At 49.0% G+C, this 13,852-nt stretch carries 13 protein-coding genes; 6 read left to right on the forward strand and 7 right to left on the reverse strand.

Annotated elements, in window-relative coordinates:
* Positions 1-61 precede the first annotated feature (61 nt).
* The 4 genes from CWC22_RS02755 to CWC22_RS02770 all read right to left on the reverse strand — a co-directional run bounded on the left by CWC22_RS02755 (position 62) and on the right by CWC22_RS02770 (position 4,027).
* Positions 62-682 (reverse strand): hypothetical protein, encoded by a 621-nt coding sequence (locus tag CWC22_RS02755; RefSeq protein WP_010383265.1) that lies wholly within the window; start codon positions 680-682, stop codon positions 62-64.
* A gap of 461 nt (positions 683-1,143) precedes the next feature.
* Positions 1,144-2,775 carry a methyl-accepting chemotaxis protein gene (locus tag CWC22_RS02760; RefSeq protein ID WP_021032737.1) on the reverse strand — a complete coding sequence of 544 codons (1,632 nt, stop codon included), beginning with the start codon at positions 2,773-2,775 and terminating at the stop codon, positions 1,144-1,146.
* 126 nt (positions 2,776-2,901) lie between these two features.
* Positions 2,902-3,612 (reverse strand): pseudouridine synthase, encoded by a 711-nt coding sequence (locus CWC22_RS02765; RefSeq protein WP_138536807.1) that lies wholly within the window; start codon positions 3,610-3,612, stop codon positions 2,902-2,904.
* An 82-nt stretch (positions 3,613-3,694) separates the two neighbouring features.
* Complete coding sequence (locus tag CWC22_RS02770) at positions 3,695-4,027, reverse strand: 5-carboxymethyl-2-hydroxymuconate Delta-isomerase (RefSeq protein WP_125558315.1); 333 nt, start codon at positions 4,025-4,027, stop codon at positions 3,695-3,697.
* A gap of 125 nt (positions 4,028-4,152) precedes the next feature.
* On the opposite strand from CWC22_RS02770, the gene CWC22_RS02775 reads away from it, so the two are divergent.
* From CWC22_RS02775 to CWC22_RS02795, 5 genes are all read left to right on the forward strand, one after another.
* On the forward strand, positions 4,153-4,950 hold the full coding sequence (locus CWC22_RS02775; RefSeq protein WP_125558313.1) for a hypothetical protein: 798 nt from the start codon (positions 4,153-4,155) through the stop codon (positions 4,948-4,950).
* The gene (locus tag CWC22_RS02780; protein ID WP_138536810.1) at positions 4,931-5,554 is read left to right on the forward strand and encodes a LysE family transporter; all 624 of its coding nucleotides are present in this window, start codon (positions 4,931-4,933) and stop codon (positions 5,552-5,554) included. The genes CWC22_RS02775 and CWC22_RS02780 overlap by 20 nt, the downstream gene beginning before the upstream one ends.
* A gap of 17 nt (positions 5,555-5,571) precedes the next feature.
* Positions 5,572-6,072, forward strand: a complete 501-nt coding sequence (locus CWC22_RS02785; RefSeq protein ID WP_138536812.1) for a gamma-glutamylcyclotransferase family protein — start codon at positions 5,572-5,574, stop codon at positions 6,070-6,072.
* 15 nt (positions 6,073-6,087) lie between these two features.
* Positions 6,088-7,665, forward strand: a complete 1,578-nt coding sequence (locus CWC22_RS02790; protein ID WP_138536814.1) for a serine hydrolase — start codon at positions 6,088-6,090, stop codon at positions 7,663-7,665.
* Positions 7,666-7,752: 87 nt separating this feature from the next.
* A complete protein-coding gene (locus tag CWC22_RS02795) occupies positions 7,753-8,670 on the forward strand; it encodes a histone deacetylase family protein (protein WP_125558303.1) in 918 nt (305 codons plus the stop codon).
* Between the two features lie 10 nt (positions 8,671-8,680).
* Here the strand turns inward: CWC22_RS02795 and CWC22_RS02800 are convergent, their stop codons facing one another.
* Positions 8,681-8,974, reverse strand: a complete 294-nt coding sequence (locus tag CWC22_RS02800) for a DUF4144 family protein (protein WP_138536816.1) — start codon at positions 8,972-8,974, stop codon at positions 8,681-8,683.
* Between the two features lie 76 nt (positions 8,975-9,050).
* Between CWC22_RS02800 and CWC22_RS02805 the strand changes: the two genes are divergently transcribed.
* Positions 9,051-11,603 (forward strand): EAL domain-containing protein, encoded by a 2,553-nt coding sequence (locus CWC22_RS02805; protein WP_138536818.1) that lies wholly within the window; start codon positions 9,051-9,053, stop codon positions 11,601-11,603.
* A gap of 15 nt (positions 11,604-11,618) precedes the next feature.
* Here CWC22_RS02805 and CWC22_RS02810 read toward each other — a convergent pair whose 3' ends face one another.
* Together CWC22_RS02810 and purD are read right to left on the reverse strand one after the other, a co-directional pair.
* Positions 11,619-12,446, reverse strand: coding sequence for a DUF2797 domain-containing protein (locus tag CWC22_RS02810; protein WP_138536820.1), 828 nt, complete (start codon positions 12,444-12,446; stop codon positions 11,619-11,621).
* Between the two features lie 116 nt (positions 12,447-12,562).
* Positions 12,563-13,846, reverse strand: coding sequence for a phosphoribosylamine--glycine ligase (gene purD, locus CWC22_RS02815; protein WP_138536822.1), 1,284 nt, complete (start codon positions 13,844-13,846; stop codon positions 12,563-12,565).
* Positions 13,847-13,852: the final 6 nt, after the last annotated feature.

A 13,852-nucleotide genomic window follows, 5' to 3' on the forward strand; every position in this document is an offset into this window, starting at 1 on the left:
AATCCCTGGATGTTATTCAGACAAACCTGTCGATGGACTATACAGGTTTGTCTTTCGAATGTTAACTCCGTTTTTTAATGGTCGGAACTTTCAGCTCATAGGCTTCTTTATAAGAGATCACCGTTAGCGCAACCAGCATGGCACATATGGTGGAAAAGATCAGATAGCCTGTAATTTCAAAGGCGTAAAAGAAGAAGGTAATATCGTATCCTTTACCATTACGGAAGTAGTTCTCTATCAGTGCGAAGAAGCTGATGGCTGCGCCTATGAGGTAGAGCCAGGGCATGATGCTGTCAGCAAAGGTGGCACGGATCTGATGCTTAGGAAACAACCATTTGGTGATTTCAACGCGATAGGTGAGGAGCACCAAAATCAGAAGCTCTCTGGCCATGGAAAGGCCGAATATAATGCTGTTTTGTAGCAGGCGATTTTCTTCGTCCGAGTAAAGGCTTATCAGGCCTGTGGAAAACAGCAGATTTTCGATCAGTATGGATGACAAATTCATCATAGCGAGGACGCAAATATTAATGTCTTTGATCCGCAGTCCGATCAGGAAAACCAGGGAGATGATTGCAATACAAGAGAGGATGAACACATAGGTTGCATCCTGCATAATAAAAATGACTACTACCATCACGACGTATGGTAGTAGCAGGTCTTTAATCGATAAATCCTTTGTCATGTCGAAGTACGTTTTGTCTCTAATTTTTGGGAAGTTTGTTGGCCTTTGGGTCTAACAGGGTGTAACACACTGGAACCGGCAGCGACTTTTTGGCAATCAGTGAATGAAAGAGATTTCATATTGATGTTCCTTATGTCATTGTTGTTTGCCTAACCAAAACGACTGCAATAACTGGCTAGTCAGCTTCTAGAGTATAGGCACTGCATCCGCCTTTGCTCATTCATCTGTAAATTACGTGCACGTCACGCAAACGTAATTTAGATGAACTGGGTGTGCTTTAAGACCTATCATATATGATTTATTTCATACAGCACAACATAAGGTCTATTAAGCTCTGGTTAATAAATTTACCACCTAGTCCAGAAAAGTGAAATGAAATTTTTCATATAACTTTAATTAATTGTTAATTATATTGTTCGTTTCACTTTTTCTTCTTGAAAATCTGAATATTAACTACGTTGCTAAACTTTAAATTTTGCCATTTCTTTTTCCAGTTGATGCGTTAATGCCGTGATGCTGTCAGTTGCCTGATGCGCATGGTGTGAGACCTGGGCTGTCTGACTGGCAGTATCTGATATGGTTACCACACGGTGTGCGGTGTCTTCTCCGGCTGCAAGCTGTTCTTTTGCGGCTTGGGCAATCTGGTCACTCATTTGCGATATTGCACTGAGCGATTCAGCCACCCGTTTCAGTGCTTCACTGGCTTCGTTAGACATTGTCACGGTTTTTTCACTGGTGGCAATACTCAGGGTAACTGATGCTTTGGCTTCCTGAGTTGCAGATTGAAGATTACCAATCATGGTATGGATTTCTTCTGTGCTGCTTTGGGTGCGTTGTGCCAGCTGTCTGACTTCGTCGGCAACGACTGCGAACCCGCGACCTTGCTCTCCGGCACGTGCCGCCTCAATCGCAGCGTTCAATGCCAGCAGATTGGTTTGCTCCGCAATACTTTGGATCACACTCAGTACATTGGCGATGTTTTTTACTTCTTCATCAAGCACCTGAATATTATTACCTGCACTGTCGATTTGCTGCTCTAATAGGACAATGGCTTCAGACGCTTTAGTCGTGAGCTTATCGGCACTTTGCCCCTGGCCTTCTGCTTGTTGCACAGAGTCAGCTGCTTGCTCTGCGTGCTCAACCACGGTTTGCGCAGAGGCGGTGAGTTCGGTGATTGCTGATGCCACCATTTGGGTTTCTTCGCTCAGGCTGCGAGTGAGTGACTCCAGCTCATTAGAACGAGCTTCACCATTGTGGCTTTGTTCATTAAGCGAATCGCTGACAGATTTTAGCCCGCCAACCACACCTTTTAGTCCTTCTTGCATGTATTCCATGCCAGCCAGAATACTGTCTGGTTTGGCGTTGTCGTTGTGGATCTGTGAAGTGAGGTTACCGCGCGAAACTTCCTGAACGATGTCGAGGACGTCATCCAGCTCTGCGCCTAGTTTGTTCGACAGAGACAAGCCAAAGCGAGTTAAAGCAAAGGTCAGTGCGACGGCGATAAGTAATGACAAAGACGCGAGCCAGCTTGCAGTATCCCAATAGCGCTCATCGACTTCCTGATAACTGATACCAGTTCCCACATACCAGCCGAACAGAGGGGTTTTTTGCACGACTGAAGTCATGGCTGCGACGGTGCCATTGCGCTGTGATGTCCAGTTGTAGGTAATGATACGATTTGTTTGCGAGCCGACCAAACGTTCCACCATGCGCCCGATACTATTACCGTTGGCATCTTTAAAGTCGTTGAAGCTGGTGTCGTGTAAATGCGGGTCATGTGGCGCAGCGATGAAGTTGAGTTCACTGTCCACCACGTACACGTACTCAGAGTCGTGATATTTGTTTTCTCGTAAAATCTGCGATGCGAGTGTTTTGGCCTGTTCCTCTGTCAGGGCGCCGCTGCGCACAAACCCTTCAAACTGCTGCACTATATTGGCTGTGCTTTTCATCAGTTGATTGATACGCGCAATATTGTCTGTTTCGCTTGCATGTCTGAGGGATTGCAGCCCCACAATTGCCACCAGAATGAGGGCAACAAAAATAGAAGCTGCAAATAGGATGATTTTTGTTCTTAAAGTAAGTGATGAAAACACGTGATGCCCCTGTAGCAGAATCTGATTTAATGATTTAACACGAATTCCGTATTGTGGAAAGCTGAAAAAGGTCATTATAACAGTAATCTTAGATGATTTTTCCTCACTATAGGGGGTGACAGCGTTTTACCTTGCATTAATTATGTTAACTTCCGTATCGCTGAGTAAGCGGTACTCACCGGCCGCCAGTTTCGTATCCAGCTCAATACCAGCAACATTTTCTCGGTGCAGTTCTACGACCTTATTACCGACCGCTGCTAGCATACGCTTCACCTGATGGTACTTTCCTTCGCAGATAGATAAGCGTAGCGCATACTTATCCAGCTGCTCTGCTATGGCGGGCTGAGTGAGGCTTTTTTCATTGTGCAACGCGACACCCTGACGTAGTTGCTCGAGTGCTTCTTCGGTGAGTGCTTCTTGTGTTTCAACCAGGTAAGTTTTGTACTTTTGTTTCTTAGGTGAGGTGATTTGATGAGACCAGTCGCCATCATTGGTAATTAAAACAAGTCCTGTGGTATCCAGGTCCAGCCGCCCCGCAACATGAAAATCTTTTAAGTTGTGCTCGTCCAAAAGCTCAAAAACGGTGGGGTGCAGGTCGTCCTGATTGGCGCACACATAACCAGTCGGTTTGTTCAGCATATAGTAACGCTTACCGAGATAAACCAGTGGCGTCTGGTCCCATTCGACTAGATCATCCTGCCCAACAGAATAATCTGCTTTGCTGATGGTGACTCCATTGACAACGGCCAGGCCTTTTTTGATCCCTATTTTGACTTTACTGCGAGGCAGCTCCTGGATGTGGCTGACAAACTTATCTAAACGACAGGGGAATTTCATAGTGATTGCTCTGTAAAGTGAAAATGACCCGCACGTCAATGCGGGTGAGCTGAGAGCAGCTCTGATTAAGGGCTATTATACGTCAGTTCTTGCGGTAGATCTCTGGCTCTAAGTCATAGGGGTGAACACTGAGGTGGAGTTGCTCGCCATCGACTACTGCGTTCAGCGCATGTAGTAGCGTCTCACTCAGCAGTTGCTTTTGTGCTATCGTTCTGCCGGAAATAATGTGGGCTTGCACGTGAATAAAGCCTCTGTGGTCGCTACCCAGATGATAGTCGTGATAAGCAATTGCCCGGGTTTTAATGGACGAAGGATCAAACAGCTGAGTACGTTCAGCACCTTGATGGACGGCCTGGACAAGTTCAGAAACGGAAATATTCAGATGGGCAGAGTGTTCAATGATCAGATGAGGCATGGTATCACAGGGTAATTGTCGCTAATATGGCAATATGATATGAATCTTTTCTTGCAATGCCAAGTGATAAGTGGGCGGTGAGAGCGCCCGGAACTGGCATGTTTTGATACAGAAGACAGGATATTATGCTGGCGATATTTAAATCTAAACCGCTACTGGAAGACGCTCAGGCTCAGCAGTTAATTCATTTGTTTGGCTGGGCGGTTGAGCATTTTGACGTCGATTTTTTTCTCCGTCACACACGGATTGTTGAGCCTACCGTGCAGGACTTCCCGGATCAGGTTAATAGTGTTGAGCAAATGGCACAAACTGTGTTTGGCCGGGTGCGCGATTATGCCGGGTTGCAGCACTGGCCTGTTGCTTTATTACCACCGCAGCAAATGCCGTTGCAGCAGACCTTCCCAAATTTTACACTTAGTGGTGGATTGCGCGGAGAGCAGGTGTCGGTGTCGGAAAAACCAGCTATGCCGATTGCTCTTTCCTATAACCCTAATCAAATCAACCAGCCTCAGGATATGGTTGCAAGTTTAGCTGGTTCTCTGGCGATGATTTTGATTCATCAGGTGGGTAAATTACCACCAGGCGGTCAGGAACATTTACCCGTTGCCGCAGATGTGCTGGCTGTGTACATGGGGTTTGGTGTGATGTTGAGTAACAGTGCTTACCATTTCAGAGGTGGGTGTGGCTCTTGTTATAATGCCTATGCCAATCGGCAGGCTGCCCTCAGTGAGGCAGAAACGATCTTTGTGCATGCCTTGGTGTGTCATTTCAAGCCACAATATAACGGTGCGAAACACCTTAAACCCCACCTCAAAGGATTGTATAAAAAAGCCTGTAAACAGCTTCAGGGCATTTTAAAAACGTCTCCGGATCCCGTTTTACTGGCACTGGAGGATCGCAGTCGTGTCGCCTTATCTGGATGAGTTTGTTTTGATTGCGCTGGCACATTTTTTTGCGGTTGCCAGCCCCGGGCCTGACTTTGCCGTTGTACTGAAACAAAGCATTAGCTTTGGTCGCCGTAATGCTCTGATGACCAGCGCAGGAGTAGGGTTAGGGATATTGGTGCATGTCACTTATTGTCTGCTTGGTGTCGCGTTGTTGTTAGCGCAATCGCCGGAGTTATTTAATGTCTTTAAATACCTAGCTGGCGCTTACCTGGCGTACATGGGTATTCAGGCTTTACGTGCAAGTGCCAATCCGGCCTCACAGCAAACAGCTACCCCATCTGCGACCGAGGAAAGTGCCATGCAGGCACTGCGGCGCGGCTTTTTGGTGAACGCATTGAACCCAAAAGCGACATTGTTTTTCCTTTCCTTGTTTACCTTGGTGATTGATCCTGGCACCCCTCAGTCCGTACAAATCTTGTACGGATTATATATGGCTGTGGCAACTTGGTTGTGGTTTTCTTCCCTTTCCATGGTGCTGAGCAAAGCCACTGTCCGCAGCTTTTTTCAACGTGCCGGGCATTGGTTTGATCGCGGAATAGGGGTAATTCTACTGCTGCTGGCGCTTAGGGTAATACTTTAATAATACCAGGAGTCATGATGGCAGACAGAGACATACTTAACTTTGCTTTTGGATCAAATTTAACCCCTGCGCGCCTGCAGGCGCGTTTACCAGCAGCCCAATTGCTTGGCACCGCCCGCCTGCCAGGCTACACCTTGGGTTTTCGTCATCTTGGTCAGGATGGCTCGGCTAAATGCTCCATTGAACCGGATGATAGCGCTGTGGCATGTGTGCATGGCGTTTTGTATGCCTTAACCGAGCAAGAGATAGCACAGTTAGACCGCATAGAAGGTGAAGGCTATCAGCGACAAGGTGTTGAGGTGATCCGCGCTTGCGGTTCGCGGCTCACTGCGCACTGTTATATCACACAACAATTTTACGACGACCTGCTGCCGTTTTCCTGGTATCTGGAGCATGTGCTGCGGGGCGTGCAACATCATCAATTCCCTGCGTCGTATCAGCAGCTGCTCGCTAAGCAGCCATGTACTCTGGACCTGGATTTCCACAGAGCGCGACGGGAATTGTCCATTCATCAATAAGGAATAGCAATACACATGAAGTACCAAATTGGTAAAGGCTTGATCGCCACCGTAATGTTGTCGGTGAGTAGTTTTTCTGCGTTGGCTGAGCAATATGCGCCAGGCGTGAATATCGCGGATGTTGAGCAGGCTGTTACTGAGGCCATGGAGAGGTTCCATATACCTGGCATTGCACTCGCTGTGGTTGAGCGCGGTGAAGTTGTATTGAGCAAAGGATATGGGTTACGCCATATTGCTCACGAGGATAAGGTGGATGAGGATACCTTGTTTGGGATCGCTTCAAATAGTAAGGCATTTACCGCTGCGGCTCTGGCAGTATTGGTGGATGAAGGCAAGCTGAGCTGGAGTGATGAGGTCATCAAACACATCCCGGAGTTTCGTTTGTCAGACCCTTATGTAACGCGAGCAATGACGATTGCTGATCTGCTCAGCCATCGTAGTGGACTGGGGAAAGGAGCTGGTGATCTAATGATCTGGCCAGATACCGACAAAACCATGGCTGATCTATTGGAAGGGATAGCACACTTACCAATAGAGAGCAGCTTGCGCAGCACTTATGCCTACAACAATCTCATGTTTGTGGTTGCAGGTGAAGTCGTCAATCGCGTAAGTGGAATGGGGTGGCGAGATTTTGTTGAGCAGCGATTGTTTAAACCAATGGGGATGGATACTTCACGTGCCGGATTTTCACGGATCCCACAGGAGAACCAGAACTGGGCGACCGGGAGTATATTTTGGCAGGGTCAACTCACTCCTTTCTTCGTGGACTACCTGGAGGATTTTCGCGGAGCGGGTGCCATTGCTTCCAGTGCCAACGATATGAGTTTGTGGCTAAAAACTCTGTTAGCTGCAGGCAAAATGCCAAATGGCAACGCGCTGTTTAGCGAAGTTCAACAGGTTTATATGTGGCATCCATACATCATGCGTTGGCCAAATGAAGCGGGCAAAGCATATCAGCGGCAGTTTCGGGGGTATGGTTTAGGTTGGGCGATAGAAGATTATTTCGGTCACAAAAAAGTGTGGCACGGGGGTGGGATCCCTGGCATGGTCTCTCAAGTTGCCATGATACCAGGCAAGCAGCTGGGTGTAGTGGTGCTGTCTAACCAACAGGCTTTTCCAGCTTTGACGGCCATTATTAATGAGGTGTTCGAGGATGCGTTGGGATTGCCTGATAAGGAGTGGGTCAAAGAAGCCGCTGAGAAGTATCAGCTGAAGCGTGAAGAAGCATACCGCTCTGCAGGGGCTGTGAAGTTAGACAAGCGACAACCACAACTGGCAAATCAAGTATACACAGGCACGTTGGTCAGTCCATGGTACGGCAATGTGATTGTGGAAGAGCTCAATGGTGAGCTGTATATTGATTTTACCCATACAGCAATGCTCAAAGGGAAACTGCACCACCATACGGGTAACACCTTTGTCGTGAGATGGCAGCACCCTATGTTAGAAGCAGACGCTTACATTGATTTTACTCTGTCTCCGTCACAACAGGTTGAAGCTGCGAGTATGTCCTGGGTGAACCCGGATGTTACCGATTTCAGTTTTGATTTTCATAACTTGCAGCTTAAAGCTAAGGCGCTTTCAACAGAGTAAGCCGGCAGGTTACACCAAAGTATCAGGGCCCGCGCTACACGGCTCTGATACACTCATATTATGACTCTACGAAGGACTGATTTTGCTATGCGTACTGCATTGATCACTCACCCGCTTTGTCGTAAACATAAAATGATTGCGGATCATCCTGAATGTCCGGAGCGACTGGACGCCATTTCAGATCGAATTCTGGCGTCTGGATTAGATGTGGCCATTGAATATAAAACGGCACCCAAGGCGACACTGGAAGACATTGCGCGCGTGCATGACCAGGCGCATATTAGTCGGGTGTGTGAGGCATTGCCCGAGTCAGGCCTGGCTGAGCTGGACGGTGACACCTGGTTATGTCCCGATTCTATGAAAGCAATTGAGCGTGCGGTCGGGGCTGGTTTATTGGCCGTTGATGAAGTACTTGCAGGCAAGCTTGATGCGGCTTTTTGTGCCGTGCGCCCGCCAGGACATCATGCTAATCAAAATAGTTCTTCCGGATTTTGCGTATTCAATAACCTGGCCATTGCGGTTGCTTATGCCCAGCAGCAGGGCGTGGAGCGAATAGCGGTGCTCGACATTGACGTACACCATGGTAACGGGACGCAGGACATAGTGCGCGATGACCCCCGGGTACTGTTTTGTTCATTATTCCAATACCCTTTTTATCCTAATACAGCGATTGAAAACACGGATTCTATCTTGAATTCCCCGCTACCCGCTGGCAGCGATGGGCGAGATTTTCGTGCGCTGGTGGAACAGCAATGGCTACCCAGGCTGGTGGAATTTTCGCCTCAGCTAATCTTCATCAGTGCCGGGTTTGACGCGCACCTTGAGGATGATATGGGAGGACTGGGCTTTGTGGAGCAAGATTATGTGTGGTTTACAGAGCAGGTGATTGCCTTCGCCAGGGCACACTCATGCCTGGGTATCATTTCCTATCTCGAAGGGGGCTATGATTTGTCATCGCTGGGGCGCAGCGTTGAGTGTCATGTTCGTGCGCTGGCAGAAGCCTGAACCACCTCAATTAGCTGATACTTTCTAACAATTCGAAGGCCTCTTTGACGCTGCACTGATTGAGTTTAGACACGCAGCATTGACCTTCCTGTACTAAGGTTTGTTGCACTAATCGGGTGAGTGCATCGGCCGATAGAGAAGGGGCCTGTTGGCCTGAGCGAGTCAAATACTGGCCATCAGGATAGATACAGATCCCCTCGTCAGGGCCCGCATAATGGCACATTTCCGCCAATTCAGTCTCATTACTGACATAAGCTAGACTTTGGTCTAACCATAATAGGAACGGGTACGACTTTATTGTCATTATTTGTTCTTGGTCAAGGTTGTTTAAATTGTCTTCATTATACTCGATTAGATTGGCTGAAAGCGAGGCTGTGCTTATGATGGGCGATACACGTCAACTGCAAATTAAAGATGTTTACTCTAATAACCTGCTGTGTTGTGACTACACAACGCGTTTGTATGATGCGTTGAGTTTGATGCGTGAGCGGCGGGTCAGTTCGATATTTATTGAGCAGGACGGCAAAATCGTCGGGATTTGGACAGAGTCAGACTGTGTCAGTCTGGATTTTGAGCACACTGGTCTGGCACAGACTGCCATTGGTAATATTATGAACTCACCGGTACATGATATTTTGATCAGTCAGACGCTGAGTGAAGCCACTATCAAGTTTCACCAGCTGGGGATCCGTCACCTTTTGGTAAAAGACGCCCATAATCAACCGCTGGGTGTAGTGTCTCTGTCTGATATTGTGCGCAATCAGGGGCTGGACCACTATCTGCACTTTCGCCCCATAGAAGATCATTTCGAGTCACAGATCAGCACCCTAGATGCCCAAGCCTGTATTTCCGAAGCGATTCACGCGATGCGCCGGGACAAGACCACCGCAGTGCTGGTATATAACCAGGTATTGGCTGAGTATGGCATTATCACCCAACGGGATGTGGCCTATGTGATCCTGAATCAGGACTGGCGTATGCCCTGCTGGGAATTGGCCAGCTATCCGATGGAATCCATGACCCCCAAAGACAGCCTGTTCGATGCTTACCGTCTGATGACGGCACGTTCAATTCGTCATCTGGTGATCCGTGAACCTGGCTCTGGTGCTGTAATGGGCTTACTGGCTTTGAAGAATGTGCTGACAGAAATAGAAACCGCTTATTGTAGTGAGCTGGAGAAAGTGCTGGCTCAGCGGGACTTGGCATTACAAAAGTCGGAAAAAAACCTCTATTTGGCTAACCGCATTATCGACGCCTCACTCGATGGCATTATGATCACCCGGGCCAATGGCGAAATCATCCAAATCAACCCTGCGTTCAGCGCGTTGACGGGGTATCAGGACTATGAGGTACTGGGCAAAAACCCCAGCCTGCTGAGTTCGGGTGTCCATGGTCAGGATTATTATGAAAGGATGTGGTCGGAATTGTCGCATAAGGGGGTTTGGCAGGGAGAGATCTGTAATAAGCGTAAAAGTGGCGAAGTGTATGTCGAGTGGCTGACCATCATTGAAATCAATGAACCCTACAGTGATGATGTGCTCTATGCCGCCATTTTCAGTGACATCACCGAACGTAAAAATGCGGAAGAGAAAATTGCCCGACTGGCGTATTTTGATGAACTCACAGGGTTGCCTAATCGCCGGCTATTTTACGACAGGTTGTCTATGGCGCTAGCCTCGGCGCAGCGAGATAAACACAAACTCAGCGTGATGTTCATAGATTTAGATCGCTTTAAGGAGGTCAATGACACCTTAGGTCACAGTGCCGGGGATAAACTGCTCAGCCAGGTTAGTGAGCGGATAAAAGCCATTCTTAAGCCAGGAGACACACTGGCCCGTCTGGGCGGGGATGAGTTTGTTGTGCTGCTTACCGAAGTCGAGCATATGGAAGATGTGGTGGGCTTTGCCGATCAGGTACTCAGTGAGCTCAGTGTGCCCTTTGCGTTGGGTGAGCTAAATGTGGCGGCGACGGCATCACTGGGGGCGGCAATCTACCCTGAGGATGGCCTGGACAGCGAAAGCCTGCTCAAGCATGCTGATGTGGCCATGTACCGCTCTAAAGAATTGGGACGCAATTCTTTCCAGCTGTATAAAGCATCGATGAATGCGCGCTCGCTTGAACGCTTGTCTATGTTGAGTCGCTTTCAAAGCGCCCTCGAAGGCGGCGAGTTTGAACTCCATTATCAGCCATTGCGTTGCCTGACGAGCGGTCGGATCATGAGTGTAGAGTGTTTGCTGCGCTGGCAAGACCCAAACCTGGGCACCATCTCGCCAGCCCAATTCATTCCGCTGGCAGAAGAGCTCGGTTTGATTGTGAAATTGGATCAGTGGGTGATCAACGAAGCCTGCCGACAAATGACTCAATGGTTGAATGAAGGGCTGGACATGCGTCGCATCGCGATTAATATTTCTGCCAGTCACCTCAGTCAGGGAGATCTTGTGATGACCATGGCCAAAGCGCTGGAACAGCATAATCTGGATGGTCATTATGTCGAGCTGGAGCTGACCGAGACCAGCTTCGTTAGCAATTTGCATGATGCTAAGGTGATGCTTAACAAGCTGAAAAGTCTGGGGGTCTCGATTGCGCTTGATGATTTTGGCACTGGCTATTCGGCGCTGAGTTACCTGACTAAGCTGCCCATCGACATACTGAAAATCGATGCCAGTTTCATCGCCAAAATACCAGATGAATATGGCAACAGTGAGATTGTGACGGCGATTGTTGCGATGGCCAAAGCACTGAACTTACATGTGGTGGCGGAAGGGGTTGAGAAATCCGTGCAGCAGAAGTTTTTGCAAAAGCTGGGTTGCCACACGATGCAGGGATATCACTATTGTCGGCCTCTGCCTCAGTCAGACTGGCTGAACTTTTACCGTTCCGAGCGGGGGTTGAGTGAGTTCACTCCCCCGCAACGACGGGTGAGCGGCCGCTAAATGGCCGCGCACGAGCTAGTCCAGACTCACCGAGACTTCGTATGAGGTGAACTTGCGGATATTGATCACACCCGTGTCGAAGATCAGATACTGGCCTTTAATACCTTGTAGTATGCCACTGACTACGGGCTCTTTATCAAAGTTAAAAGAGCTGATCTTGCTTGGATAGTCGGTTACCGGGAAGTTCAGGTCTACCACGTCTTCATCGAGTCGCTTAATCGCGGTGGCACCAAACAGTTCAGCCAGCTCATCCAGCTTAGCCTGGATCTGTGGGATCAGCTCTGCCGCGGATGCTTTAAGGTCCAGCTCTGGATTAATGCCTTTGAGCATATTGCGCCAATTGGTTTTATCAGCAATAAATTCCGCGAGCGCTACTTCTACCAGGCCCGATTGCAACCGGGTCTGCACTTTGAAGATGGGGACTGCCTGCGTGGCGCCCTGATCTATCCAGCGTGTCGGGATTTGGGTATGACGGGTGATCCCCACTTTCAGGCCTGAGGTGTTTGCCAGGTATACGTAGTGCGGGATCATACAATGTGTTTCGCCCCATTCTGGCTCACGGCAGGTACCCTGATCATAATGACAGGTCTCTGGCTTCATGATACACATGTCGCAACTCGCCAGTTTTTTCATACACACAAAGCAGTGGCCCTGAGAGTAACTCTTCTTGGTTTTCTTACCACAATTACAGCAGAAAATGTTGCCACTAAATGTGAGCGTCAGACGCTTGCCAATCAGCTCGTTCAATGGCAACAAATCGTCGCCCACAGGCAGCTGATAGTTTATGGTTGGTGCTGATGCACAATTCAATTGTGCCTGCATCTTACGTAGAGTACCTTGCATCTTTACGCCCCTAAAGATGGTTGAAATAGGCGATCCTAGCAAAGCGTGACACAGAGGTGAAGGAAAGAGGGAGAAATAAAAAACCGGGTCACAGACCCGGCTTTGCGTTATGCGCTTTACTGTTCGCGTGCAATGGCACGGTAGGCGATGTCAGTACGGTATTCGACACCGTCCCAGTTAATCTCCTGTACCAGTGCATACGCGCGCTTTTGTGCTTCTGTGACGGTGTGACCCAGCGCAGTAGCACACAGGACACGGCCACCAGCTGTCACGACGGCGTCACCATCTTGCTTAGTGCCTGCATGGAAGACTTTTTCACCTTCCGGATAGGTAACACGTAAACCAGAGATAGCATCGCCTTTCGGATAGCTGGCTGGATAACCCTTGGCTGCCAACACCACACCCACTGCGGCGCGAGGATCAAACTGAATTTCAGTCTGGTCCAGCTCTTGTCGGTTAGCCACTTCAATCAGGGTCACCAGATCAGATTGCAGACGCAGCATGATAGGTTGCGTTTCCGGATCGCCAAAGCGACAGTTGTATTCGATCACTTTTGGCGTGCCATCAGCTGCAATCATCAGACCTGCATACAGGAAGCCCGTGTAAGGGTGGCCTTCTGCCGCCATGCCCTCAACGGTAGGTGTGATCACCTCATCCATAATGCGCTGGTGGATCTCTGCGGTTACAACCGGAGCTGGCGAGTATGCGCCCATGCCGCCCGTATTCGGACCTTCGTCGCCATTATAAGCGCGCTTGTGGTCCTGACTGGTGGCGAATGGTAAAACGTTCTTGCCATCAACCATCACGATGAATGAGGCTTCCTCACCTTCGAGGAACTCCTCGATCACAACGCGGCTACCAGCGTCACCAAATGCATTGCCTGCCAGCATATCACGAATGGCGTCTTCAGCTTCGGCTTCAGTCATTGCCACGATCACGCCTTTACCGGCAGCCAGGCCATCTGCTTTTACAACGATTGGTGCGCCTTGTGCTTTAACATAAGCCAAAGCAGGCTCAATTTCTTCAAAGGTCTGATAAGCTGCCGTTGGGATCTGATGGCGAGCTAAAAAGTCCTTAGTGAATGACTTAGAGCCTTCTAATTGAGCTGCCCCCTGAGTTGGGCCAAAAATGGCCAGACCGGCTTCACGGAAGCGGTCAACGACGCCGATCACCAGTGGTGCTTCGGGGCCAACAATCGTGAGCTCAACTTTGTTGTCCTGGGCAAAAGCCAGCAGGGCATCGATGTCTTCAACACCAATGGCCACATTTTGCAGTTTTGGCTCAAGGGCCGTGCCTGCGTTGCCTGGGGCAACAAATACAGTTTTTACAGATGGGTTTTGCGCAGCCTTGAACGCCAGTGCGTGTTCACGGCCGCCGCTGCCAATGACAAGTATATTCATGGCAAT

It is taken from the genome of Pseudoalteromonas rubra, from assembly GCF_005886805.2.
Lineage (GTDB): Bacteria > Pseudomonadota > Gammaproteobacteria > Enterobacterales > Alteromonadaceae > Pseudoalteromonas > Pseudoalteromonas rubra_D.